Origin of the sequence: Shinella sp. H4-D48 (genome assembly GCF_022637395.1) — a bacterium.
In the GTDB taxonomy this organism is placed as follows: Bacteria; Pseudomonadota; Alphaproteobacteria; order Rhizobiales; family Rhizobiaceae; genus Shinella; species Shinella sedimenti.
The window spans coordinates 1,336,506-1,360,722 of the sequence record NZ_CP093337.1 but is presented as its reverse complement, the minus strand read 5'-3'; the positions used below and the strand labels follow the sequence as shown (position 1 = coordinate 1,360,722).

Sequence of the window (24,217 nt, the reverse complement as noted above, 5' to 3'; positions counted from 1 at the left end):
GTCCCGTCGCAGTTTGAGGACAATGGCAATGACCGCATTCAGCATGGAATACGACTTCGATGAATTCGAGCTCTGCCCCGGCATCTTCGCGGCGGGCACGGCGACCTTTGTCGAGGACGGCGACGGCGAGTTCTACGTCTCGCAGATCGTCATCGGCGGGAAGCGGTTCACCCGCAACGGCTACGGCTCGGAACGGTTCTTCACGACCACGAACAAGAACATCTTCCTGCTGATCGCGGACCACTTCGAGAACGACGCCCGGGCGCAGCTCGCGTTCGCCGAGGCTCTGGCCGACGGCTCTGGCGGCAACCCGGATCGCGCGTTCGATGTTCGCCGCGATGAGCAGATGGCGGAGGCACACTGATGTTCCTGACCCGATACAACGACCGGCCGTCCACGCTCAAGGTTGACCATGAGGTGCAGACCAACATGGAAATCGAGCTTGAGGACGGGAAGGTCACAAAGAGCCGCAAGGGCACCGTCCACTCCCTGAACGAGTTCGACATCACCGTCTGGGAAGACGGCGAGGTCACCGCGAAGCGCAAGTATTACGCCTCCACGGATCCAGGAAAGTACTTTCCGAACATGTCCGTCAGCGACGGCGCCATCACGCTGCCTATTGAGGACTTGGTAGGTTTCATCCTTGAACGCATCACGCCGGCCGAACTGGCTGATGGTATCATGGCCGACGACGAGGCGCGTGAAGCTCTGGTCGAGAAGATGGCCGAGCGCTACGCCTCTCCCGAGTTTACAGACGCAGACCGCCGTTCCTTCCTGACGAAGGTTCAGAAGCAGATCCATGCCAAGGCCATCGACCGCGCTATCGGGCGCTTGAATGGCTTGGAGCAGAACGCCCGCTCCTATTCCGACCATGACCGGTGGAGAGCCGTTGAGCTTGGCAACTACAAACTGGTCTACCGCCGGTACATGGATGCCCTCTCGGAACTTCGCGAGGCCGGCGTTCTGGATGCAGAGGCCATTACGGAACGCTTGAAATACCTCACCACGCCGGAACAGCTTGAAACGCGCGTAAAGGAACACCGAGACCCGATTTCAATCGAGAGCGTTGGTCCTCACTGGTCGGAAAGCCGCGACTACTGGCGCGCCGAACTGCTCAAGTTCTTCCCAGAGCCGCAGGATGAGCCCGTGGCCGATGAGCAGATGGCGGTGCTGTGATGAACCGTTGCGACCTCCACACCCACCTGGAATGCTCCTGCATCGCCTCTGGCGTCTCCTGCAGGGTTCAGGCCCCGCTTGATCTCGGCACCTATCGCGGGACGAACAACCCCGGCGTCGGCCAGATCATCAACGGCACGGCACGCGACCTTTGCGCCGGCCTCGTTGTCATCATCACCATTCTCGTCGTCGGCTTCATCGCCGCCGATCAAAGCTTCTCCCGTGTTGAGCGGGCCAACGAAATCGCCGGGAGGGTCTGATGTCATCCCCCTACGAAACCTTCATGTCCGGTGCCCACGCTGCCCGCAAGCTCGCCGCCGAATGCCTTGACGAAGCCAAGACCGCCGACACGGCGCGCGGCTTCTACCTCATCGCTGAACACGACCGGCACATTGAACGTGCCGAGGACTACGAGATGCGCGCCAGCTGGTACGCGCCCGAAATCGAACAGGAGATCGCAGCATGACATACCTGTACTTGGACATCGAAACCATACCGGCCCAGTCCGAAGAAGCGCGCGCGGCAATTGCGGCAACCGTGAAGCCGCCAGCCGCGATGAAGAAAGCCGAGACGATCGCCGCATGGGAAGCCGAGCAAAAAGCCACTGCGGTCGAGGAGGCGGTCGCCAAGACCTCATTCAATGCGGCTTACGGGCAGATTTGCTGTGTCGGGTTCACCTTTGACGACGCGCCTGCCACCTCGATCTCGTGGCCGATCAACGCCGACAGCGAAGCCAGTATGATTTCGGCATTCTTCGACGAAGCCGGCAAGGTCATCGGCAACCGCTTCCCGGTGATCGTCGGCCACTTCATCACCGGCTTCGATATCCGCTTCATCTGGCAGCGCTGCATGGTTCTTGGCATCCGCGTTCCGGCATGGCTTCCGAAAGACCCGAAGCCTTGGGATGCCGCCGTATTTGACACGATGACGGCATGGGCCGGCGCCCGCGACACGATCAGCATGGATAATCTGTGTCAGGCTCTCGGTATCGCCGGCAAGGGTGACGTTGACGGCTCCATGGTCGGGAAGATGTTTGCCGAGGGCAAGCACAAGGAAATCGCATCCTACTGCCGTGACGATATCGAGCGCACCCGCGCGATCCATCGCAAGATGATGACCGCTTTCGGGGAGGCCGCATAATGGCTGACGCGACCCTTAACGTTCACCAGCGCCTCGCTGCCGCCATGGGCGATGTCGACTATATCCAAAAGGAGAAGAGGCAGGGCATGAACTACACCATCGTGTCGCACGACGCGGTGACTGCCAAGGTCCGCCCGGTCCTTCTCAATCACGGTATCGTCTACTACCCGGTCCGCTGCGAGCACGTCCACAACGGCAATCGCGCCGAATGCTCGCTGACTGTCCGGTTCGTGAACATCGATGAGCCGACCGACTACTTTGACGTCCCAACCTTCGGATATGGCATTGACTCCCAGGACAAGGGGCCGGGCAAGGCCATGTCCTATGCGGTGAAGTATGCGCTGCTGAAAGCGCTCGGCCTTGAAACCGGCGACGATCCCGACAACGAGAGCGTCAACTACAACCAAGAAGACCCGCATAAGAAGAAGGTCACGGCGGCGGAACAGAAGCGCCAGCTTGAGGAAATCGACAAGGATCTACTTGACGCTCACACAACCGGCGACGTCAAGCGGCTCTTCGATATCTGGTTCAGCCTCGCAGAACGGGACGGCTGGTCGAAAGACTATTGGGATGCCGCGCGCCGGAAGTTCGCCGCCAAAAAGAAGGAGATCGAAGACGCCGACGACTTCCCGGGCGACAAGCCCGGCAGGATTACCGACTCCGATCTCCGCAATCACCCGATGAACGCGGGGTGATGCCATGGCGACCAACAACCGCATCGTGGACACGGAACAGGCCCTTGAGCAGTTCTACAAGTTCATCGCAAACAGGAAGCTTCCGTTCACGGCCAGCATCACGGACGGCAAGCACCGCACCAACGACCAGAACAGCCTCCAGCGGAAATGGGTCCTAGAGATATCGGCGCAGCTTGTCGACCAGACCTCGGAAGAGGTTCGCGGCTACTGCAAGCTTCATTTCGGCGTGCCGATCCTTCGGAACGAGAACGACGTGTTCAAGGCCGAATATGACGCCGTGATCATGCCGCTTCCGTACGAGCACAAGCTCAAGCTCATGATGGTCCCGTTCGATTTCGGCGTCACTCGGATCATGACGACGCGGCAGAAGACCGACTACCTCAATGCCATCCATCGTCATTTTTCCGAGCAGGGGCTCATTCTCACGAACCCGGAAGACCGGAAGTACGGGAGGGCAGCATGAGCCCAGAACAGCGCCGCATGCTAGCCGCCCTGGTCGAGAAGCACCCCAACATGCGGGTGTCCTCGCTCATGGCGAAGCTGCGCATTGACATAAAGGTCAACCAGCTTCGCAAGGAGATCGGACACAAGCCCGACCGCTCGCCGGCTCAGTCGGCCATGCTCGACGGCATCACGGAAGGGTTAATCTGATGGCTGAGAACTCGGCGATCTCATGGACGCGCCACACTTGGAATCCTTGGATGGGTTGCACGAAGGTCTCCCCGGCCTGCGACGGCTGCTATGCCGAAGCTCTCATGGATAAGCGGTATGGGAAGGTGCAGTGGGGCAACCATCCGCGCATCCGTACTGGAAAGCACACGTGGAACGACCCGTTCCGCTGGCAGCGCCAGGCTGAGAAGGACGGCGATCGGCCTTTCGTGTTCTGCGCAAGCCTTGCCGATATCTTCGACAATCAGGTCGATCCGCAGTGGCGCGCCGGCGCCTTCGATGTCATGCGGCAGACGCCGAACCTCGTTTATCTGCTCCTGACCAAGCGGCCACAGAACATCGTCAAGATGGCGGATGCAGCGGGTGGACTGCCGGCGAACGCAGCTCTCGGAGCAACGTGCGAAGACCAGCCCCGTGCTGACAAGAACCTGCCGGCCTTGCAGGTCGCAAAGATCGAACTGCGTCCGCTCTTCACATTCGGGTCATTCGAGCCGCTGATCAGTGGCATTATTGTTCCAAAGGGCCTTATGCCGGATTGGGTAATCACCGGAGGTGAGACGGACCAAGGCGGCCATAAATCTCGTCCGACGCACCCGGATTGGTTCCGCAGTCTGCGCGATCAGGCTGCGGACGCGGGCGCCGCTTACCACCACAAGCAGAACGGCGAATGGCTGGCTTGGGGTCAGGTTATGGCCGATGGCACCGAGAACTATCTTTCCTACGGCAAGCAGCCTGAATTCTTCCAGCAGTTCGGCGGCGAGATTTTCAGCAAGGTGAGGAAGGCTCGGTCGGGCCGGATGCTTGACGGCGTTACCCACGATGCTTTCCCGTTCGTGGGGGCTGTCTGATGTCGCGCCACGAATTCTCCCGCGCCACGAAGCGCGCTGCGTTGGAACGATCCGGCTACCGCTGCGAGGCGGAAGGTACACGGTATGGCTTCGAGCCGGGCCAACGGTGTAATTGCCACCTGTCGCTCGGCGTCCAGTTCGACCACAACGTTCCCGACCAGCTCGGCGGCGATAACAGCCTGGAAAACTGCATGGCGATCTGCGTGCAGTGCCACAAGTTTAAGACGCGCAACGATGTTCGCCAGATCCGCAAGTCCGACCGCCAGCGCGACCGGAACAGCGGCGTCATACGCCCGACCGGCAAGCTCAAGTCCGCCCCCTTCCCCAAATCCGACAAGCCGAAGAAGCCGGTCGTCTACCGGCCCTGCACCTTTTACCGCGAGGAATCGAGATGACGAAGATCACAATCACCGAGACTGCCGAACATGACGTGAAGTACCTCCAAGCCGACTGCGGCGTACGCTATTGGGAAGACGGCACGGTCAACGGTGTTGTCGATGACGACGATAACCCGGCGATGCCCTTCGCATCGAAGGATTCTTGGACAATCCTGATCGATATCGAGGCCGGAATCATCATCGACTGGCCGAAGGGTACGACGGCCGACGTTCATTACAAGGTCTGCGATGATGGCGTTTACAGCCTCCTCGATGCCGACCGCAAAGAGGTAAAACAGATCGACGGCTATGTCCCGAGCATCATGTGCCCGGAAGGCAACGGCTACGGCGATTACGTCATCATGAAAATCGATGGCGACGGCAAGATTGAGAACTTCGTGCCGGATCTCTCTGATTTTGAGGGGGATTCCGCATGACCAAGAAGATAGAAGACGGCGGGCCGGCGTTCCCGCTCGCGGTACAGCCTGATTTCCAATTTGCGGAAAACGGCATGAGCCTCCGCGACTGGTTCGCCGGTCAGGCCATCCCCGCAATCATTGAACGCTGCGGCGCTGACCATCGCCTGCCGCACGAGCACATCACCGACTATTTCGCCCGCAAGGCCTACGAGGTTGCCGACGCGATGCTTCTCGCCCGCAAGACAGGTGAAGCATGAGCAACCTGTCCTCACTCATTGCACGACTGGAGAAGGCGACTTCGGGCAGTAACGAACTTGACGTGGCTATCGAGATTGCCCTGTCACGCCCCGGCGTATCGGTCCGGCCGAACGCTTCCGGCACCAAGCTCATCTACGCCACGCGTAGCGGCAAAGAGAGCACTCATTGGGCGGGTGATCACACCCTCACCCCGGAACGCAGGGCGAAATCGCTCTCCCTCCTCCGCGCTCTTGATCAGAAAGGCTCCTCCAATGGGTGAGAACGTGAAGCATACGAGCGGCTTGTTGTACGACAGGACCGGAGCCGCATTCAGCCTGGATCACGAAATCGAAGGGACGGCTTATGTTCGCCCTATGGTTACGGTTGTGATGCAGTCGACAAACTACCACGGCGACGACTTCCACGAGGAGGAAACGACGGAGCCTGCAGGCTATCTTGTTGCGAAGGATCGCGATGAGCTTTTCGACGCACCCCCGCATGTTGCGCTCGACGCTGACATAGAGGCGAAGAAGGCAGAGCTTGCCCAGATCAAAGCTGAAGCCGCGAAGGTGTTGGATAACCTTCGGAGAGAAAAGCAGAAGGCCGAATGGGATCTTGCGTCCGCCAAGCGTCAGATGGACGAGTGGATGAAGACCCACAAGGGGATGATCGACCTAGGCAAGTTGCTCGACGGCAAGGTCCTTTACCCGCTGTCGGTCGAGAAAAACCACTACCACGGAGCCAGAAGTATACCCCGTATCCCGAAAATGAAGGACATTGGGGGTCTCCGCGTCGAAGGTGGCGACTTCGAAAAAGGGAAAGAGTGGCGGGCTGAACGTTATCTGTCTGACACTTATAGCACGTGGTTTCAGTTCTTCGACACTGAGGAACAGCGCGCCTCTGTCATCCAGTCGGAATTTGAGGCCACCTGCGCCCACTTCCGCCAGAAGCCGGATTTCACCGTCGATATCTACACCACCACCAATCTGCACTACGGCACGCTTCTGGAGTGGGTGAAGACGCACCCGGCTCTCAGCATCCCGGAAGACATTCAGGCGATGAAGGCCGCGAACGACGCCGAGCTTGTCGAGAAGCGCAAGGCGAAGTTGGCCGCTGAATTGGCCGCGATCGATGCGGAGGCCCGCCCATGACCTCCCCCGTATCAGCCATAGAGGCCCCCCAGCGCTTCTCCAATGATAGCAATCCGAACGGCCTCGGCTACTCCAACGGCATAGTGAAAGACGATCACGGCTATTACGTCCTGCACTCCGACTATGAAGCCCTCGCCCGCCAGGCAGAGGCGTTGCAGCGGGAGAATGCGGAGAAGGACGCTGAGATTGCCAAACTGCGCGGGATGATCCGAGACAACGGGACTCCGCGTTTCAACGCCATCTGTGGCCGCGCCGAAGCTGCGGAGCGGGAAGTCGCGGAACTGCGGGCCGTCATGAAGGACTGCCACTCAGCGCTGAAGATGCTCGTATCGCCCGGCGTAATCCAGGGAACCACCGTCATTGGCGCTTTTGCAGCGGTAGCCTCTGCCGAATGCCGCGCCCGCGCACTCCTCGGAGGATCTGAAAATGCAGAGTGAACTTAAGCCCTGCCCTTTCTGTGGGTCAAAAGCGACCTTGTTTAAAAATGAACGCGGTTACTGGGGCACCTGCACGAACAACGATTGCGATGCGGAGACTCCCGGCAGAGTTGACCCAAGTGAAGCTGCGGCCATCTGGGACCGTCGCGCAGCCCTTTCAGATAAGCAGGCGGGAGAGGTGAAGGCGCTCCCGCTGAACTGGGCAACGGAGAAAAAAAGCGGCTTCACCATCCACGTTGGCCGAGGGCTAGGCCTCAAGTACGAGGCTTGCATCAAGGCGTATTCGCCCGGCTGGGTGGTTACGCTTGGGCAGAGCGACGTTATTTTCGATGGTGCGGAAGCCGTCGAAGAGGATGCCAAAGCCGCCGCCCAAGCCGATTACGAGCAGCGCATCCGAAGCGCCCTTGTCGATGTGCCGGCGGTAGAGCCGGTGGCGAAACAGTGGTGCGCCTACGAGAACGGCCAGCAGCACACAAGCTGGTATCCTGACGGATACGGTGACCGAGCCGGATGGGAAGCGCTCGCCAAGCGGAACCCGGAGAAATATCAGATCGTCACCCGCGATCTGTTCGCCCATCCACCCCTTAGAGAGGGGGAGGACAGCGCGGAGGTGGTCGCTACGCATCGCCACAAGAAACGCGGTAGCGAATATGTGCTTCTCGGCTTCGGAAAGATGCAGGCGGAGGCGTGGCATGAGCATGGCTGGGATGATGTTTACCTGACGCCGACAGACAAGGGCATCGTAGACATGCGCGAGGTAGCCATCTACCGCTCCATCGATGACGGCTCTCTATGGGTTCGCCCCCGCGAAGAGTTCGAGGACGGCAGGTTCGAAGCCCTCGCCGCCACGCGCAGCGCTTCCGCCACATCAGCGAAGGGTGGTGCGGAATGAGGCCAGCACCAGGAGACCTGATCGTCGTTTGGTTTTCCAACGGCGCGGCAAGCGCCATCGCGTGGCAGGAAACGCTGCGCTTGTACGGCGACCATTGCGACGTGCGAGGCGTCAACAACCCCGTCGCAGAAGAGGACCATGATAATCTTCGGTTCGCGCGGGACGTCTCTATGTGGTTGCGCCAGCCGCTGAACTACTGGAGCAACCCGAACTATCCCGAAGCATCGGCCGTGTCCGTATGGGATCGGCGCGGCGGCATGGTGTTCCCGCATGGCGCGCCATGCACCGTTCACCTGAAGAAGGAGGCACGGCAGGACTACGAGAGGCACCACAAGGTTGCTTGGCATGTCTTCGGCTTCACCGCCGACGAGCGAAAGAGACATGAGCGCTTTGTGTTGACCGAGCGCTCCAACGTTCTGCCGGTTCTGATCGATGCCGATATCTCGAAACAAGACTGCATTGAGCGGCTTCAGGCCGCTGGCATCACGCCGCCGCGCCTCTATTCTGAAGGCTACCCGAACGCAAATTGCATCGGGTGTGTGAAGGCGACAAGCCCGACGTACTGGAACCTTGTGCGCAGGACACGCCCGGAAATCTTCGATGAACGCGCCGAGCAATCGCGCCGCCTCGGGGTTCGTCTCTGCCGGCATCAGGGAAAACGCATCTTCCTTGACGATCTGCCAGCAGACGCGGTGGGCAGGCCTCTCAAGTCCATGAACATCGACTGCGGCATCTTCTGCGAAGAAAAGCCCGCCGTCACCAGCAAATCATCTGGAACCTCCGCTATCCGCCAGAGAGGAGAGAGCGATGGCTAGATCATACGGTATGTTTCGGGCGAAGTGCGGACATGAGGGCTGCAACGAGTTCGCTCGCTATGAGGCAGACACCCGAAAACACTATCTCGACCTCTCGTTACGCTATGGAAACGGCAAATGGCGTTGTGTCCGCCACAGCCAGCCGGACGAGGTGCTGTCTTCAACCAACACGCAGATTGTGAACGAGCTTCGGGTGATCGTGGACGACGGCCACTCATTCTGGGGCAAGGAGCGGGCTTCCAGCGGCTTCAAGCATGGCCCGGGGTTCAAAGCCTTTGCTGAGGATTTCCCCGAAGGAACCGTGCTGAGGATAACGGCTGAAATCGTTCCGGCGCCCTCCCGCAACGCACTGGATAAGGAGCGGGGAGAATGAGCGGCATTGAGAAGCGACTTATGACCCGCGCCGATGCGGCAGAATACTGCAGCCTCTCCATGGCACAGTTTTCGCAGTGGGTTTCATCGGGGCGCCTGCCCCATCCCATTGCTGGAACACACCGATGGGATAGGCATGCACTGGATAGCGCCCTTGACAAATTGTCAGGCCTGACCCCGAAATCTGCCCTTTCACCTTTGGAAAAATGGAAGGCGGAGCAGAGTGCGCGTAGTGCTTAAGGGCGTCCACTCTTCAAAGAAGACGTTGGCGAACGGTAAGGTCGAGCGTTACTACTATGCCTGGAAGAACGGACCGCGCATCAAGGCGCAGCCGGGCACCGACGAATTCGCTCAGGAATACTATCGTCTGGTGAACGAGCGAAAGCCCCGGTCCCATGAGACCGTAGGCGCGCTGGTAGAAATCTACAGCCTCAAGCAGCTCCCTACCCTCAGCGCGGCCACCCAGCGCTCGTACAGACCCTTCCTCAACAAGATCGAGAAGAAATTCGGCTCGATGCCGTTCGCGGCGGTGGAGGAACTGGGAAGCCGGCAGGAGTTCGAGAACTGGCGGGATACGATGGTCGACCGGCCGCGGACGGCCGATCTCGCGTGGACAGTCCTAAAGCTGCTCTTCTCGTATGCGACAGAGAAAGAGATGCTAAAGCGCAACCCCTGCCTTGGTGGCGGCCGCATGGCGAAGGCAGGCACGCGGAAGGACATCATCTGGACCGATGAAGAGATAGCCGCCCTTTCGGCCTCAGCGCCGCAGCAGATCGCAGACGCGCTTTTGCTGGCGCAGTGGACAGGGCAGCGCCAAGGAGACCTCCTTGCCCTATCCTGGGCGAACTATGACGGCACGCATATCCGCCTCAAGCAGAGCAAAGGCGGCCGGCGCGTGACAGTGAAGGTCTCCTCAGAGCTAAAGGATGTGCTGGACGCCCGCCGCGCCGTCGTTGCAAGCGAAAATTCGGGGATGGATATCAGCGATCTTCCGATCCTCACCAACTCCAGAGGCGAGCGGTGGACCTCAGACGGATTCCGAACGTCATGGGGAAAGGTCGTCGCGAAGACTTCGGTCAAGGGAAAGACGTTCCACGATCTGCGCGGGACCTTCATCACCAGCGCAAGGCGCGCCGGGGCGTCGATTGACGACATTGCCATGGCGACAGGGCATAGCACGAAGGAAGTTAGATCCGTGCTTGAGACCCATTATATGGCTGACGATGAGCAGGTGCGGGATGCGGTGATTATCAAGATGGAACGGAACAGCAGACGAACGAAACCGTCAAACTGAACATCAAACTACTTCAAACCGTTCCGTTTGGTAGATATGGCGTTTTCTGGAAAACGGAGTGTAATCAGCGGTATATTTGGTGGGTGATCACGGGCTCGAACCGTGGACCCGCTGATTAAGAGTCAGCTGCTCTACCAACTGAGCTAATCACCCACTTAACCGCTCCAGCGGTCTGACGGGGCGTATAAAGACGTTCTCCGACCTTGTCTATACCGCATCGGAAAAAATCTGCGTCCGGGCGCAAATTTCTTCCGCAGCGCAAAACGAACGTCACAAATCCAGCGCTCCCGACGCGATACGAATGGCCTCTCCGCCAATGCGTGCGCCGGCGATTGCGCCACCCGCCACGTCGAGATGCAGATGGATATGAGAGGGGCGACCCATTTCGACACCCTGTTCGATCAGGTAGGGATGATGGCCGTCCATCAGCCCGTCGAAGAAATGGATCGCACCGGACATCGCCGCCACAGCGGCGCCCGTCGCCGGATCCTCCGCAATCCCCATATCGGGCGCGAACATGCGCGTGTGGAATTTCGCATTGTGGTTCACGCCACCGCGGCAATAGAGATAGGCCGCAGCGAGCCGTCCTTCCGCGAAGGGAACGCAACGCTCCCACAGTGCAGGATCGAACTCCACGGCCCCGGCCGCAGCCAGATCGTGCACGGGGATCATGACGAAGGCGACGCCGGCGCTCCAGAGCGAAGGTACATGGTTTTCGAAACCGATTTGCCCGGGCTTGAGGCTGAATGCATCGGCAAGCGCCTGCCTGTCGAGAGCAGCCTCGATCTGCGCGGATTTGCGCGGCAGGTCGAATTCGGCGAAGGCCGCCTTGCCGCCGCCGAGCCGTACCGCACAGCGCACCGGCCCGACATTCTCCTCCAGCACGCAGACCTGATCAAGCTGTTCAGCGGTCGTCCCGACCGATTCGGCGATGGCGACGGCCGCGCCGACCGTCGGATGGCCGGCGAACGGCAGTTCGCGGCCCGGCGTGAAGATGCGCAGCCGCGCCGTATGCGCCGGGTTTTCCGCCGTCTTCACGAACACCGTTTCGGAAAGATTGAACTCGCCGGCGATGCGCTGCATCGTGCCGTCGTCCAGATCGTCGGCGTCGAAGACAACCGCAAGCGGATTGCCGGCAAGGCGTGTATCGGTAAAGACGTCGTAAAGGGCGTAGCGACGGGACAAGGCGTTCTCCCTGTTCATTTTTTGCCTGAAGACATAGGCCCAAACCTGCCCGAGCTTCCGATTGCGGGCAAGCGGAAATGATGCCGCCGCCCGTCAGACATCGAGCGTCATGACGACAGGGCAATGATCGGATGCCTTGGGACGGTCCCAGCCAACACGCGGATAACGCTCCACCTCCTGCCCCGGCGGAAACAGCGTGCGGAACGGCTGGCCGGCCCGGATGATCTCCGGCACGCGATGGGCGTTGCGCTCGGCAAGCGACGGCGAAAGCCAGATATAATCGAGCTGGCAGAGATGGCGTTCTTCCGGTCCCCGGCTGTGATAGAGCGTCCAGCGATCATCGACAGGGCGTCGCAACATGGGATTTACAGCGAAACCATCCACGGTGAACGTGTCGAGTGCACTGAGCGGTTCCTTTTGCGGGATGAAGCGGTAGCCGCTGCGCCGGTCGCCCTCGATGGCGAGCTTGTCCTGATAATCGTTCATGTCGCCGCAGATGGCGAAGGCCTTGTCAGCGGTTTTGCCGACGCCGAAGCGGTCCTCGATGATGCGGCGCACGGCCCGCGCCTCGGCGATCCTGACCGGCATGGTCGATTGCCGGCCATCCATGCCGTCACGCCCCGGCCCCATCGACTTGAAATGCACGACGTAAAGCGTCAGCGGACGCCCGCCGATACGCAGGTGCAGTTCCAGGCAGTCGCGCTTGAAGACCCTGTCGTCGGGATTGAAGCCTGCGGCGGGATCGGCCGTGTGCAGATCGAAATCGCGGTAGGTGACGCCGGCATGGCTGCGGACGTCCAAGCATTCGATACGCTGCCCGTCACGCGTTTCCTCGCGCATCAGGACACAGACGTCGATCCCGCGGCTGTCATTGCCTTCGATAAGGTATTTCTGCCGGTAGCCGTTGCCCACCATGCGGAACAGATAGCCGTATTCGAAGGCCTGCAGCGCGGCCATGTTGTCAATTTCCTGCAGGCAGAGGATGTCGGCATCGGCATCCGCGATGGCCAGTGCCGAATGCTGGCGCGCATCGTCGGTGAGCGCGATGGTGCGCGCCTCCTCCAGCCGCTGGTATTCGGCCTCGTTGCGGATGTCGAACAGCCGCAGGACGCGATCCTGCCGGACCTGATTGCGGAAGCCGGTATAATCGAAGCGTGTGAGGAGATTCTCGATATTGAAGGTGGCGAGGCGGAGCGACATGGGGTCCTTTCGGCAATGCCGGTGGAGTGTAACCGCCTGAACGGCAAGGGAAAGTGTCTTTTCGCTCCCTCGCAGAATCGGCACGCGCCCCGGGGGCGGACGGCTAGAGCGTCGTCAGAAGCAGGCTGGTCTCCGATTTCGAAACCCCGTCCATGGCCCGGATGCCGCGCAGCACGCGCTCGAAGGCGACGAGGTTTTCCGCACGAAGATCCGCGACGAGGTCCCACGCGCCGTTGGTGGTGTGCAGGGCATGCACTTCCGGGATACCACGCAGAGCCTTGACGACGGCAAGCGTCTTCTGCCCGGTGATCTCGATCATCATGACGGCGCGCACCGCGTGCGGATCGTCCGCCTCCGATACCCGTACCGTGAAGCCGGAGATGACGCCGGCACGCGTCAGCCGGTCGATGCGGTTCTGTACCGTGCCACGGGAGACATCGAGCGACGCGGCCAACGCCGACAGCGATGCGCGGCCATCCTTGCGCAGGAGGGCGAGAAGCTTCTGATCGATACTATCCATGTGCACTCTGACGAAATGACAATCCTTGATGCCAGAATGGCAGAAATTCGGACAATTCATACAAGGATTTGGCGTTTTGCCTGTCGCGATCCTCGGCTAGCGTTCTGACGAATGCAACCGTTGGCGACAGGCACTCCGATGACGACCGATACCGCTGTTCAGACTGCTGCCCGGCGCGCGAGGGATCTTTCGGTGCAGATGACGCGCTGGCCGAGTGTGACGGGCTCGCCCGACGAGGCAGCCTTTTGCGAGCGCCTGCGCGCGCATCTGGCCGACACACCCTATTTCAGGCGTTACCCGGATCAGCTTTTCACCGTCGACAGCCACGGCGAACCGATGACAAGCACCGTCGTGGCGCTGGCGCGTGGCAGCGGCCGACGAACCGTCGTGCTGGCCGGGCATTTCGATACGGTCTCCATCGCGAACTACAGAGCGCTGGCAGCGCTTGCCTGTGATCCGGCCCCCCTTACACAAGCGCTCATGGCCGAGTTGCGCGGGCGTCGACGCAACCGCGCCGAAGAAAAAGCACTTGCAGATTTCGAAAGCGGCGACTTCATCGCCGGGCGCGGGCTTCTCGACATGAAGAGCGGTCTTGCCGCCGGGATCGCCGCGCTCGAGCGCTTCGTGGCGATGGAAGCGCCTCAGGGCAACATCCTGTTCGTCGCAACGCCTGATGAAGAAAACCGCTCGCGCGGCATGCGCAGCCTGCGCAATGCCCTGCCAGCCATCGCGCGTCGCTTCGACCTCGATATCGTCGCCGGCATCAACCTCGATGCGTCCAGTTGCGAGCTTGATGGGGAAGAAGGCCGCGCGGTCTATCTGGGCTCTGTCGGCAAGTTTGCGCCCTTCGCCTTCGTCATCGGCCGGCCGACCCATGCCGGCTATCCCTTCGACGGCACAAGCGCCTCCCGTATCGGCGCCGAGATCGTACGCGCCATGGACACCGTGCCGGAGCTCAGCGACGACGCCTTCGGCGAACGCGCGCCGCCACCGGTCTGCCTTGAGGCGCGCGACGTGAGGGACGGCTACGACGTCACGACACCGGATCGTGTCTGGCTCTCCTTCAACTGGCTGACCCACCGCCGCCGCGCCGCCGAAATACTGGACGATTTCCGTGCGATCGTAGCCGGGGCGCTCCACACGGCGCTTGAAACGCAGGACGCGCATCACGCGCGTTTCCGTAGCGACCCGGTCGCGAAGACGCACGGCGTGGTGCTGACCTATGCGGAGCTTATAGCGCGGCTGAAAGCGCAGGGCGGCGATGCACTGGCACGACTGGAAGCCCTTGACCGCTCGCTTTCAGGCGGCAACGATCCCCTCAAGGTAAGCCGAGAGATCGTCGCAGCCGCGGCGGCGGAAGCGGGCATCGAGGGCCCGGCGGTCATCATCGGCTTTGGCAGCCTGCATTATCCGCTGGTACACCTGGATCAGACGGGAGACATCGGCCACACCATGCAGAGCCGCCTGCAGTCCGTGATGGCAGACACCGCAAAGCAGCACGGCATGTCGATCAAGTTCAAGCAGATCTTCGCCGGCATTTCTGACATGAGTTTCTTCGGCCATCGGCCGGACACCGGCGAGACCGGCATCCTTGCCGCCAACACCCCGTCAGCGGCCTTCACCGACGTGGCGCCTGAGGGTTTGCTGTCCTTTCCGACCGTCAATATCGGACCATGGGGACGCGACTACCATCAGAAATGGGAGCGCGTGCACGCGCACTATACGTTCGGGGTGCTTCCGGATCTGGTATTCGAAGCGGCGCTGGCATGCATGGCCGAGTAGCAGGAAATCCGCCCCTCATCCGGCCTGCCGGCCACCTTTCCCTGCAAGCGCGGCGAAGGGATAAGCCGCACCGCATACCTTAAATAACAGCTATTCGCAGGGCCTTGTGCCCTCTCCCGCTCACCGGGAGAGGTTAGGGTGAGAGGCAAGCAACTGCCCGATCAATCAAGCTGCCAGCCGCTCCGCGCTCAGCAGGCGGCCGAGGCGGGAGATACCCTCTTCGATCGTTGCGGCATCGGCACAGGAGAAGCTGAGCCGCAGGGTGTTGGCGCCGCTGCCATCGGCGTGGAACGCCTGACCGGGCACGAAGGCGACCTTCTCGGTCTCGATGGAGCGTGCGAGCAGCGTCGCGCCGTCCATGCCGGCCGGCAGCGTGACCCAGATGAACATGCCGCCCTCCGGCTTGGTCCAGCTCACGCCTTCCGGCATATACTTCTGGAGCGCCGCCAGCATGGCGTCACGGCGCGCACCGTAGGCGGCTCTGATCTTTGCGACCTGCGCGTCGAAGCCGCGCTCTGCAACATGGGCGATGGCCATCTGGTTGATGGTCGAGGAATGCAGGTCGGCCGCCTGCTTCATCAGCACCAGCTTGCGGATAACAGGCGCGGCCGCGACGATGTAACCGACACGCAGGCCAGGCGCGAGCGTCTTGGAGAAGCTGCCGCAATAGATGGTGCGCGTGGCGTCGATATCGCCCTTTTCGGCGATTTCCAACGCCAGGATCGGCGGAACGGCCTCACCGTCATACCGCAGCGACTGGTAAGCGGCGTCCTCGATGACGGGGATGTCCAGTTCCTCAGCCAGCGAAAGCAGCTTTTCGCGACCGGCGCGATCGACGGTCTCGCCGGTCGGATTGGCGAAATCGGCGGAGAGATAGGCGAATTTGACACGGCCACCGGCTTCCGCCGCCGTCGCGCGATAAGCCTCCGGCGTGCGGTTACCCGAAAGGTTCAGCCGGTCATAGGTCGGCTCATAGGCGTTGAAGGCTTGCAGCGCGCCCAGATAGGTCGGCCATGTGACAAGGGCTGTATCCTTCGGAGACAGGAAAAGCTTGCCGAGATAATCGAGACCCTGCTGCGAGCCAGAGACGATGAAGACATTGTCGGCGGTGCACGGAATGCCGATCCTGCCCATCTCGCCGGCCAGCCAGTCACGCAGCGGCTTGTAACCTTCGCTGACGGAATATTGCAGGCCGGCCGCAGCGTTTTCACCCGCCAGCACATCCGCATAGGCGGCGGCAAACGCCTCCTTGGGAAACAGCGCCGGATCCGGAATGCCGCCGGCGAAGGAGATGATATCGGGACGCTCCAGCAGCTTCAGCAATTCACGGATTTCGGATGCCTTCATACGCGACGCGCGCGTCGCGAAGGCCTGTTCCCATTTGAACATGGATGTTTCCTCGGGCTTGTTGTTTGAACGCACCTCATCATGGCGCTGTTTTTATGTCAATAATACTGACCTAATTTTTAGCACCAAAAAGACGTTCACGGCCCGAAACCATGCGTAATGTCATCGCCGGCTAGCACCGCCGAAATACCGCGACCCGCGCCGCAGCGTTCAGGTCGTTCGATCGCCGTAAAGACTGAGCAGGACAAGCATCGCTATACTCCCCAGGATAAAAAGATCGAACCAGGCGAAGTATTGGATAATCGTGGTCATCGCACCATCCTCCTGATAGCCGAACGAAACACTGGTGTATTTTGTTCCCGCTGGAGGATTTTCGCAAGCATATTACTTGCTGCGTCGCAATATAGAGAATAGCTGCGCCGCATTATTTTGATAACGCTTAAATAAAAGACCGGGCGGAAAACCGCCCGGTCGATCGCCTGGCGCAGGGTGCCGGGCGATTACTTGGCCGGAGCCAAGCCTTTAGTTGACGGTCTTGTCGACCAGCTTGTTCTTGCCGATCCAGGGCATCATGCCGCGCAGCTTGGCGCCGACTTCCTCGATCTGGTGGGCGTCGTTGTTGCGACGGATGCCCTTGAAGCGGGCGCCGCCGGCCTTCCATTCCTGCATCCAGTCCGAGGTGAACTTGCCGGTCTGGATGTCCTTGAGGACGCGCTTCATCTCAGCCTTGGTCTCTTCCGTGATGATGCGCGGGCCCGTGACGTATTCGCCCCACTCGGCCGTGTTCGAGATCGAGTAGTTCATGTTGGCGATGCCGCCTTCATAGATCAGGTCGACGATGAGCTTCACTTCGTGCAGGCACTCGAAGTAAGCCATTTCCGGCGCGTAGCCGCCCTCGACCAGCGTTTCGAAGCCGGCGCGGATCAGCTCGACGAGACCGCCGCACAGAACGACCTGTTCGCCGAAGAGGTCGGTTTCGCACTCTTCCTTGAAGTTGGTCTCGATGATGCCCGAACGGCCGCCGCCGACGCCGCAGGCGTAGGACAGTGCGAGGTCAAGCGCGTTGCCGGAAGCGTTCTGGTGAACGGCAACGAGGCAGGGAACGCCGCCGCCCTTCTGGTATTCGCCGCGAACCGTGTGGCCCGGGCCCTTCGGCGCGATCATGACGACGTCGAGCGAAGCCTTCGGCTCGATGAGGCCGAAATGCACGTTGAGGCCGTGGGCGAAGGCGATGGCGGCGCCGTCGCGGATGTTGCCGGCGATGTCGGCCTTGTAGATGTCGGCCTGGAGTTCGTCCGGCGTCGCCATCATCAGAAGGTCGGCCCACTTGGCGGCTTCGGCGACGGTCATGACCTTGAAGCCGTCGGCTTCGGCCTTCTTGACGGTCGGCGAGCCGGCCTTGAGCGCGATGACGACGTTCTTGGCGCCGGAATCCTTCAGGTTGAGGGCGTGAGCACGGCCCTGCGAGCCATAGCCTACGATGGCGACATTCTTCGCCTTGATGAGGTTGAGATCGGCATCACGATCGTAATAGACGCGCATCGATGGTTCCTTCCCTTGCTTGTCTGTTTGAACTGGACCGGCGGTTTCCTGCCGGCTTTACCGTTTCGCGCCGTGAAGCGTCAGGAAGGCATCAACCGCCTTCTCCGCGCGTGGCGAGAATTCTTTTCTGAGTGCGGCGGCATCCTCGCCCAGCAACATGCGCAGATGCATGTCGGAGACGATGAGACCGTAGAGCGTGCCGTATGCCTCGTCCGCCCGGTCGAATGCAAGCAGCTTCGCCTTGCGCCCGGCCTCAAGCAGCGCTGCGGCGCGCTTGCCGATCTGGCGCCGGCCACGCTCCTGCAACAGCCGGCCGAGCCCGGCGCCCTCGCGGCTCGCCTGGCCGATGGCAAGCCGGTTCAGCGCCAGCGACACGTCGCCCGACAGGACATCGATGAGATCGACGGCGAAGGCCACGAGGTGCGCGCGCAGCGTCTCGGCCGTCAGCGCACCGGCACTCGCCTCCACCGTACGCACTTTGCCTGCCTGATAGGTGATCATCGCGGCGATGAGCCCATCGCGATCGCCGAACCACTTGTAGAGGCTTTCCTTGGAACAGTTCGCCGCGCGGGCGACACCGGCGGTCGTCAGCGCCCGCTCGCCGCCCTCGACGAGCAGGCCGAGCGCACGCTCCAGCACCGCGCCCTGACGTTCCGTCAGTCCCGCGGCGGCTGCACCTGCCCTGCCCTGTTCTATCGCCTGCACGTTCATCACCTGTCGAAATTATGCGTACCGTACGGTACGGTTCGCATGTTCTAGCGATATGCGCGTTTCCGGTCAATCGTCTTCTGTGCGTTGAAAGTGATCAGTTATCAGCGACATGCAGAGAGTCGCGACATTTCCTGCGCTGCGACACACAAAACACGCCGCAACGCACAACGGCGCAAAAAATATTCTTCCCGCTATCCTGCTGTTTAGAAACAGAACTCTGCCAGACACCTCCGTATGACCGGCGATGCACAATATTTTTCGCTTCCCAATCGATTTCGGCTTGTTAAGATTTGTGAGGCCTGCGGTGCAGCACACCCGATGCGCATATGTGTCGGCACGCCTCGCCCCGGGTACTCAGTCAGGAGTACGAAGCAAAACGCCCTTACGCCAAGGAGACAGAGAATGATGAATTTCCTGCCAGACCTGCACGAAGGACATGCTCCCATAACCCTGCAACAACTGTTCGGTGACGCCCTGGAAGCCTTCGATTCCTGGGAAGATGAACGTGCCGAACCCACCGTGATCTACGAGGATCAGCTCCTCCCGATCGGCATCGTTTTCGAAAACATGCGTGATTGCACTGATATCCTCCCGCGCACGCTGGTCGACATCGTCGCAACGGCCTTCGCCCACGACCCGACGGCATCCGAAACGGAGATCGTCACGTTCGGCGACGCCGCCCGCCTCGCCGCCGTCAGCGTCGCGCAACGCCGGCTCTATGGGGAAACCGCCATCGCGGCTTTTCTGAACCAGCACCGCATCGACAAGCGGCGCCCCGCCTGATTCCGGACAGGCCCCGTCATCAGCGGGGCCTGCTCTCTTCGGGAACAAAATTCGCTGCGCAAAACGAATGACCAGATGCGCAACGGCGCGTCTTGACCGCTTGCGGCGAAGCACTTATTTCTCCCGCATCGAGATTTGAACGTTGTCTTCTGCTTTTGCCGGCTCTGCCTGCAGCTTCACGAACTTCCCCTTCAAATTCGACCACCCAAGGCCGCCTCCCGGCGGCCGAAGATTGATTTGACGGCTAGGAAAGGTTTCGTCATGGCAACTGGCACTGTAAAGTGGTTCAACACGACCAAGGGCTACGGCTTCATTCAGCAGGACAGCGGTGAACCGGACGTTTTCGTCCACATCTCCGCTGTACAGCGCGCTGGCCTCGTTGGCCTGGACGAAGGTCAGAAGGTCAGCTTCGAGCTGGTCCGCGACCGCAAGTCCGGCAAGATGTCGGCCGATCAGCTCGCAGCAGCCTGATCCGCGATTGAATTGAGAGATTGGAAAGGCCGGTTTCGACCGGCCTTTTTCTTTGGGCTACTGCGCGTGCTCGACGGGTAGCCTCGCCCCGGACTTCAACACCTCCATGGATATAGAGGCCGACACGTCGAACAGCTCGACCCGCCGCACGATGCGCTTGTAGACGACGTCATAATGCTCGACGCGCGGCAGCACCACCTTCAGGATATAATCGTAATTCCCGGTCAGCCGGTGCGCCTCGACCACCTCAGGTATATCGGCAATCGCCCGCGCAAACAGTTTGATCCAGTCATCGGAATGATGCGCCGTCTTGATGAGTGCGAAGACCGTCGTCGGCACGCCCATCTTCTCGCGGTCCAGTAGCGCGATCCGCCCCGCAATATGGCCGCTCTCCTCCAGCCGCTGGATGCGTCGGGCACAGGCCGACAGTGAGAGGCTCACCTTCTCGGCGAGCACCGCCACCGACGCGCCCGCATCCTCCTGAAGCAAGGCCAGCAATTTCCGGTCACGATCGTCAAGCACGCGCGGATTCCTCGATAAAATCAGTCTACGCGCAAATTATTCGCGTAATATTAGATCTACGCAAGAGGAAGATGCCGAAAAGACCGAATAACCGTTGCAACTTTGCAAACAATCGCCGCGCGTCTGGCCCCAGTCTGAAGGCAACTGGAAAAGTGACGAGGAAACGACGATGAAAACCATCGGCCTTATCGGCGGCATGAGCTTCGAGAGCACAGCGGTCTATTATCGCATGATCAACGAGGCCGTGCGCGCGCGGCGCGGCGGCCTGCATTCCGCCGATGTCATCGTGCACTCCGTCGATTTCCAGTCCATCGTCGATTTGCAGAAGTCCGGGCGCTGGGAGGCGGCCGGCGACAGGCTTGGCGCGGTGGCGGCGGGGCTGGAGAAGGCCGGCGCGGACTGCGTGCTGATCTGCACCAACACGATGCATCTCGTGGCCGATGCGGTCCAAAGCGCGGTGAAGGCTCCTCTCCTCAACATCATCGACGAAACCGCCCGCAGCATTCTCGCCGCCGGCAAGCGTCGTCCTCTGTTGCTCGCGACGCGTTACACGATGGAACACGGCTTCTATGCCGACCGTATGAAGATGACGGGCCTCGACGTCATGGTGCCCGACGAGGCGGGGCGCACGCTGGTTCATGACGTGATCTTCGACGAATTGTGCCAGGGCAAGGTGCTGGAAAGCTCCCATGCGCGCATGCTCGCGCTGATCGAAACTGCCCGCCTTCACGGTGCCGACTGTGTCATCCTCGGCTGCACGGAGATCTGTATGCTGCTCGATCCCGATGCTCTGCCGCTGCCGGGTTTCGATTCGACGGCCATCCACGCGAAGGCCGCCGTCGATTTCGCTCTCGGCTCAGACGTTGCCAGCCGGGCGGCCTGACGACTAGGCTTCGCGGAGCGCCGCCTCCAGCCAGCGGCATTCCTGCAAGCCGGCCCGGGCGAACGGGTCGGCGAGCGTGCCGGAGACGATGGATGCCAGAAGCTGCGGCGCCGGCGGGATCTTTGCGACGGTCGCGACCAGCCGGTCGCGCAGCCAGGCGATCGCCCGTGAATCCGACTGATAAAACGGCGTGAAGACATAGGATAGCAACTGAAAGAGCCGCACGTGATTGCGCCGCGCCGCAGCGTAGGATGCGAGCGCTTCCACGACGCTGCCGGCCGATGACAGCGCATGTGCCAGTGCGGCCGCGTCGAGCAGCGCCATGTTCGCGCCCTGCCCGAGTTGCGGGCTGGTGGAATGCGCGCTGTCGCCGATGAAGACGATGCCGTCGGCATGCGGCGGAAGCGCCGTGCGATGGGCGTAGCGCGCCAGCGCCAGCTGATCCCAGTCCGTGATCTGGTCGAGAAACGGCAACGTTTGCGGCCAGTAATCGGCAATGCCCGCCTTCCAGCGTGCAAGCCCGGCCTGTCTTATGGCATCGGAATCGGCAATCTTGAGGCTCCAGAAAAAGGCGGCCTTGCTGCCTTCCGCCCGATGTGCCCGGCCGACCGGCAGCACGCCGATCATCACTTTCGCCGCATCGTAGCGTTGCGTCAGCGCGCGCGAGTCATGGTCGATCCCGTCACAGTCGAGCGTCGCCCAGAACGCGCCCCATGGCAGTTCGCGGATTGCGGGCGCGACGACGGACGCCGCGACAAGCTGCGAACGCGCACCCGTCGCATCGATCACCAGATCATAATCACCGACGATCTCGCCATCCACATCGTGCAGCACCGTGCGCGCCTGCCGCGTCTCGGCCTTGGCGAGCGCAATGCCGGTGCGCACCGCAATTCGTTCCGCCACCACGGAGTCGTGCAGGGTCGAGAACAAAGCGGCGCGATGCACGGCAAGACCGTAACGCCCGCCGGAAAGCGCATCATAACGAACGTCGAGCACGGTGCGGCCACTGCGCGCATCGGCACCGTGCAGCCGCTCGATCCGGTTGCCAAGACTGTGGATCGTTGAGGACAAGCCGAGTGCGTCGAGCACCGTCAGTCCGGTCGGCTGCATCAAAAGGCCCGAACCGACTGGGGATGGCTGCTCGAAACGTTCGATGATTTCGACCCGGTGGCCGGCACGCGCCAGAAAGAGTGCAGCGGCAAGCCCCGCAGGCCCCGCTCCGGCAATACCGATATCCAATGGCTTCATGCTTTCCCCGCCGAGACCTCAGTTCTGTTCAGCGTCGTAGACCGATCGCGCGGCGCGGATCGCGCCGTGGTTCTCCGTCGACCAGTGCACCAGGGAACGCAGAAGTGCAAGAAAGGAGTGCCCGAGCGGCGTGAGCGCATATTCGACGCTGGGTGGCTGCGTGGGATAGACGGTGCGCGTGATGTAGCCGTCGCGCTGGAGGTCGCGCAGCGTCTGGGTCAGCATGCGTTGCGAGATATCGGGAATGAAGCGGCGCAACTGCGAGAAACGGCGCGGACCGTCGGCAAGGCCAAGAATCATCAGCGAGGTCCACTTGCCGCCCACGCTGTCCAGCACGTCACGCACGGGACAGTCGCTCATCGACATTGCGACACCGTCGATGAGAATGACGCGTTCGCCGTCGGCGCGGTCGATCATCTTGTTCATGGCAGGTTCCCTCCAGGTAACCACGGCAGGAAAAACTGCCTCCTTTACTTATCCTAGCATATCACCAAATTAGAGATAGTCTCAATTTGAGACCTTATTCCATCGGGTCAGCAGGCGCTTTGCCTTCCCCCACGATATCGAGAGAAAGGCAAAGTCCATGTCCGAAACCATCATCATCACCGGCGCATCGGGCCACCTGGGCCGGCTGGTGCTCGACACGCTTCTTGCCTCTGGCAAGGTGGCGCCGGCAAACCTCATCGCGACCAGCCGCGATACCGCAAAGCTGAGTGAATATGCCGCACGCGGCGTCACCGTGCGTGCCGCCGATTTCGACGATCCGGCATCGCTCGACGCAGCCTTCGCGGGTGCCGGCAAGGTCCTCATCATTTCCACCGACGCGCTCGACAAGCCGGGCCGGCGCCTCGCCCAGCATGAGGCGGCCGTCGCCGCTGCGAAGAAGGCCGGCGCGAAGCACATCCTCTACACGTCCATGCCGCAGCCGGACGATTCGCTTGTGACCTTCGCGCCCGATCATCTCGGCACCGAAAAGGCCATCAAGGCGACGGGCATCCCCTACACGATCCTGCGCGATGACTGGTATGCGGAAAATCTCTTCATGTCGCTGCCGCACGCGCTGCAGACCGGTTCCTGGTACACATCGACCGGCCAGGGCAAGATCGCCCATATCACCCGCGCGGATACGGCAGCGGCCCTTGCCGGCGCGATCCTGAAGGCAGGCTCGGAAAGCACGACCTACACGCTGACAGGCCCGAAGGGCCGCACGGCGGATGAAATCGCCGCCGTCGTCTCGGCCGCCACGGGCAAGCCGCTGAATGTCGTCCATATCACGGATGAGCAGCTTGCCGAGGGCCTGAAGGGTGCCGGCCTGCCCGAGGCCGTCATCCCGACCGTCGTATCCTTCGACGCCAACACGCGCGAAGGCAAGATCGCGATGGTGACGACGGACGCAGAAACCCTGTCCGGCCGCCGCCTCACCACGCTCGAGGATTTCGTTGCCGCCAACAAGGCAGCTCTGCTCGGCTGACAATCAGGATGCGGCGTGCCATCGGGCGCG

33 protein-coding genes and 1 tRNA gene are annotated in these 24,217 nt (G+C 61.3%); 24 read left to right on the top strand and 10 right to left on the bottom strand.

Features of this window, described 5'->3' with window-relative positions:
• The first annotated feature begins 28 nt into the window (after positions 1-28).
• The 19 genes from MNR02_RS06460 (at position 29) to MNR02_RS06370 (ending at position 10,522) form a co-directional block, all read left to right on the top strand.
• Positions 29-364 (top strand): hypothetical protein, encoded by a 336-nt coding sequence (locus MNR02_RS06460; RefSeq protein ID WP_241948510.1) that lies wholly within the window; start codon positions 29-31, stop codon positions 362-364.
• Entirely contained in the window at positions 364-1,176 is an 813-nt protein-coding gene (locus MNR02_RS06455) for a hypothetical protein (RefSeq protein ID WP_241948509.1), read from the top strand. The genes MNR02_RS06460 and MNR02_RS06455 overlap by 1 nt, the downstream gene beginning before the upstream one ends.
• On the top strand, positions 1,176-1,436 hold the full coding sequence (locus MNR02_RS06450) for a hypothetical protein (RefSeq protein WP_241948508.1): 261 nt from the start codon (positions 1,176-1,178) through the stop codon (positions 1,434-1,436). The genes MNR02_RS06455 and MNR02_RS06450 overlap by 1 nt, the downstream gene beginning before the upstream one ends.
• On the top strand, positions 1,436-1,642 hold the full coding sequence (locus MNR02_RS06445) for a hypothetical protein (protein ID WP_241948507.1): 207 nt from the start codon (positions 1,436-1,438) through the stop codon (positions 1,640-1,642). Before MNR02_RS06450 ends, MNR02_RS06445 begins: the two co-directional genes overlap by 1 nt.
• Positions 1,639-2,316 (top strand): hypothetical protein, encoded by a 678-nt coding sequence (locus MNR02_RS06440; protein WP_241948506.1) that lies wholly within the window; start codon positions 1,639-1,641, stop codon positions 2,314-2,316. Before MNR02_RS06445 ends, MNR02_RS06440 begins: the two co-directional genes overlap by 4 nt.
• Positions 2,316-3,011 (top strand): ERF family protein, encoded by a 696-nt coding sequence (locus MNR02_RS06435; protein ID WP_241948505.1) that lies wholly within the window; start codon positions 2,316-2,318, stop codon positions 3,009-3,011. The genes MNR02_RS06440 and MNR02_RS06435 overlap by 1 nt, the downstream gene beginning before the upstream one ends.
• Before the next feature lie 4 nt (positions 3,012-3,015).
• Positions 3,016-3,474, top strand: coding sequence for a hypothetical protein (locus tag MNR02_RS06430; RefSeq protein WP_241948504.1), 459 nt, complete (start codon positions 3,016-3,018; stop codon positions 3,472-3,474).
• Positions 3,471-3,662 (top strand): hypothetical protein, encoded by a 192-nt coding sequence (locus tag MNR02_RS06425; RefSeq protein ID WP_241948503.1) that lies wholly within the window; start codon positions 3,471-3,473, stop codon positions 3,660-3,662. The genes MNR02_RS06430 and MNR02_RS06425 overlap by 4 nt, the downstream gene beginning before the upstream one ends.
• Positions 3,662-4,528: a DUF5131 family protein gene (locus tag MNR02_RS06420; protein ID WP_241948502.1), complete on the top strand. Its 867-nt coding sequence runs from the start codon at positions 3,662-3,664 to the stop codon at positions 4,526-4,528. The genes MNR02_RS06425 and MNR02_RS06420 overlap by 1 nt, the downstream gene beginning before the upstream one ends.
• Entirely contained in the window at positions 4,528-4,923 is a 396-nt protein-coding gene (locus MNR02_RS06415; protein ID WP_241948501.1) for an HNH endonuclease, read from the top strand. The genes MNR02_RS06420 and MNR02_RS06415 overlap by 1 nt, the downstream gene beginning before the upstream one ends.
• Positions 4,920-5,342, top strand: a complete 423-nt coding sequence (locus MNR02_RS06410) for a hypothetical protein (RefSeq protein ID WP_241948500.1) — start codon at positions 4,920-4,922, stop codon at positions 5,340-5,342. Before MNR02_RS06415 ends, MNR02_RS06410 begins: the two co-directional genes overlap by 4 nt.
• Complete coding sequence (locus MNR02_RS06405) at positions 5,339-5,581, top strand: hypothetical protein (protein WP_241948499.1); 243 nt, start codon at positions 5,339-5,341, stop codon at positions 5,579-5,581. The genes MNR02_RS06410 and MNR02_RS06405 overlap by 4 nt, the downstream gene beginning before the upstream one ends.
• Positions 5,578-5,841: a hypothetical protein gene (locus MNR02_RS06400; RefSeq protein ID WP_241948498.1), complete on the top strand. Its 264-nt coding sequence runs from the start codon at positions 5,578-5,580 to the stop codon at positions 5,839-5,841. Before MNR02_RS06405 ends, MNR02_RS06400 begins: the two co-directional genes overlap by 4 nt.
• Positions 5,834-6,712: a hypothetical protein gene (locus tag MNR02_RS06395; RefSeq protein ID WP_241948497.1), complete on the top strand. Its 879-nt coding sequence runs from the start codon at positions 5,834-5,836 to the stop codon at positions 6,710-6,712. The genes MNR02_RS06400 and MNR02_RS06395 overlap by 8 nt, the downstream gene beginning before the upstream one ends.
• Positions 6,709-7,149 carry a hypothetical protein gene (locus MNR02_RS06390; protein WP_241948496.1) on the top strand — a complete coding sequence of 147 codons (441 nt, stop codon included), beginning with the start codon at positions 6,709-6,711 and terminating at the stop codon, positions 7,147-7,149. Before MNR02_RS06395 ends, MNR02_RS06390 begins: the two co-directional genes overlap by 4 nt.
• The gene (locus MNR02_RS06385; RefSeq protein ID WP_241948495.1) at positions 7,139-8,041 is read left to right on the top strand and encodes a Lar family restriction alleviation protein; all 903 of its coding nucleotides are present in this window, start codon (positions 7,139-7,141) and stop codon (positions 8,039-8,041) included. Before MNR02_RS06390 ends, MNR02_RS06385 begins: the two co-directional genes overlap by 11 nt.
• The gene (locus MNR02_RS06380; RefSeq protein ID WP_241948494.1) at positions 8,038-8,856 is read left to right on the top strand and encodes a hypothetical protein; all 819 of its coding nucleotides are present in this window, start codon (positions 8,038-8,040) and stop codon (positions 8,854-8,856) included. The genes MNR02_RS06385 and MNR02_RS06380 overlap by 4 nt, the downstream gene beginning before the upstream one ends.
• Positions 8,849-9,229, top strand: a complete 381-nt coding sequence (locus MNR02_RS06375; protein WP_241948493.1) for a hypothetical protein — start codon at positions 8,849-8,851, stop codon at positions 9,227-9,229. Before MNR02_RS06380 ends, MNR02_RS06375 begins: the two co-directional genes overlap by 8 nt.
• A 231-nt stretch (positions 9,230-9,460) precedes the next feature.
• Positions 9,461-10,522, top strand: a complete 1,062-nt coding sequence (locus MNR02_RS06370) for a tyrosine-type recombinase/integrase (RefSeq protein WP_241948492.1) — start codon at positions 9,461-9,463, stop codon at positions 10,520-10,522.
• A 77-nt stretch (positions 10,523-10,599) separates the two neighbouring features.
• On the opposite strand, the gene MNR02_RS06365 is transcribed toward MNR02_RS06370, so the two are convergent.
• From MNR02_RS06365 to MNR02_RS06350, 4 genes are all read right to left on the bottom strand, one after another.
• Positions 10,600-10,675, bottom strand: a tRNA-Lys gene (locus MNR02_RS06365).
• Between the two features lie 117 nt (positions 10,676-10,792).
• A complete protein-coding gene (locus tag MNR02_RS06360; RefSeq protein WP_371746722.1) occupies positions 10,793-11,725 on the bottom strand; it encodes a PhzF family phenazine biosynthesis protein in 933 nt (310 codons plus the stop codon).
• Between the two features lie 75 nt (positions 11,726-11,800).
• Positions 11,801-12,907, bottom strand: a complete 1,107-nt coding sequence (locus MNR02_RS06355) for an endonuclease/exonuclease/phosphatase family protein (protein WP_241948490.1) — start codon at positions 12,905-12,907, stop codon at positions 11,801-11,803.
• 103 nt (positions 12,908-13,010) lie between these two features.
• Entirely contained in the window at positions 13,011-13,427 is a 417-nt protein-coding gene (locus MNR02_RS06350) for an Lrp/AsnC family transcriptional regulator (RefSeq protein WP_241948489.1), read from the bottom strand.
• 138 nt (positions 13,428-13,565) lie between these two features.
• Between MNR02_RS06350 and MNR02_RS06345 the strand changes: the two genes are divergently transcribed.
• Positions 13,566-15,209, top strand: coding sequence for a M20/M25/M40 family metallo-hydrolase (locus MNR02_RS06345; protein WP_241948488.1), 1,644 nt, complete (start codon positions 13,566-13,568; stop codon positions 15,207-15,209).
• A gap of 165 nt (positions 15,210-15,374) precedes the next feature.
• On the opposite strand, the gene MNR02_RS06340 is transcribed toward MNR02_RS06345, so the two are convergent.
• The 3 genes from MNR02_RS06340 to MNR02_RS06330 form a co-directional block, all read right to left on the bottom strand.
• Positions 15,375-16,598, bottom strand: a complete 1,224-nt coding sequence (locus MNR02_RS06340) for a PLP-dependent aminotransferase family protein (RefSeq protein WP_241948487.1) — start codon at positions 16,596-16,598, stop codon at positions 15,375-15,377.
• Positions 16,599-17,078: 480 nt separating this feature from the next.
• Positions 17,079-18,098, bottom strand: a complete 1,020-nt coding sequence (gene ilvC, locus MNR02_RS06335) for a ketol-acid reductoisomerase (RefSeq protein ID WP_241598605.1) — start codon at positions 18,096-18,098, stop codon at positions 17,079-17,081.
• Positions 18,099-18,155: 57 nt separating this feature from the next.
• Entirely contained in the window at positions 18,156-18,809 is a 654-nt protein-coding gene (locus tag MNR02_RS06330; protein ID WP_241598603.1) for a TetR/AcrR family transcriptional regulator, read from the bottom strand.
• A gap of 402 nt (positions 18,810-19,211) precedes the next feature.
• Here MNR02_RS06330 and MNR02_RS06325 point away from each other — a divergent pair, with 402 nt between their 5' ends.
• On the top strand, positions 19,212-19,592 hold the full coding sequence (locus MNR02_RS06325) for a hypothetical protein (RefSeq protein WP_241948486.1): 381 nt from the start codon (positions 19,212-19,214) through the stop codon (positions 19,590-19,592).
• Between the two features lie 261 nt (positions 19,593-19,853).
• A complete protein-coding gene (locus tag MNR02_RS06320; RefSeq protein ID WP_241598599.1) occupies positions 19,854-20,063 on the top strand; it encodes a cold-shock protein in 210 nt (69 codons plus the stop codon).
• 57 nt (positions 20,064-20,120) lie between these two features.
• Here the strand turns inward: MNR02_RS06320 and MNR02_RS06315 are convergent, their stop codons facing one another.
• On the bottom strand, positions 20,121-20,585 hold the full coding sequence (locus MNR02_RS06315; protein ID WP_241948485.1) for an Lrp/AsnC family transcriptional regulator: 465 nt from the start codon (positions 20,583-20,585) through the stop codon (positions 20,121-20,123).
• Positions 20,586-20,754: 169 nt separating this feature from the next.
• On the opposite strand from MNR02_RS06315, the gene MNR02_RS06310 reads away from it, so the two are divergent.
• Entirely contained in the window at positions 20,755-21,468 is a 714-nt protein-coding gene (locus MNR02_RS06310; RefSeq protein WP_241948484.1) for an aspartate/glutamate racemase family protein, read from the top strand.
• A 3-nt stretch (positions 21,469-21,471) separates the two neighbouring features.
• Here the strand turns inward: MNR02_RS06310 and MNR02_RS06305 are convergent, their stop codons facing one another.
• Entirely contained in the window at positions 21,472-22,716 is a 1,245-nt protein-coding gene (locus MNR02_RS06305) for an NAD(P)/FAD-dependent oxidoreductase (RefSeq protein WP_241948483.1), read from the bottom strand.
• A gap of 18 nt (positions 22,717-22,734) precedes the next feature.
• Positions 22,735-23,142, bottom strand: a complete 408-nt coding sequence (locus MNR02_RS06300; protein WP_241948482.1) for a helix-turn-helix domain-containing protein — start codon at positions 23,140-23,142, stop codon at positions 22,735-22,737.
• A gap of 157 nt (positions 23,143-23,299) precedes the next feature.
• On the opposite strand from MNR02_RS06300, the gene MNR02_RS06295 reads away from it, so the two are divergent.
• Positions 23,300-24,187, top strand: coding sequence for an NmrA family NAD(P)-binding protein (locus MNR02_RS06295; protein WP_241948481.1), 888 nt, complete (start codon positions 23,300-23,302; stop codon positions 24,185-24,187).
• Positions 24,188-24,217: the final 30 nt, after the last annotated feature.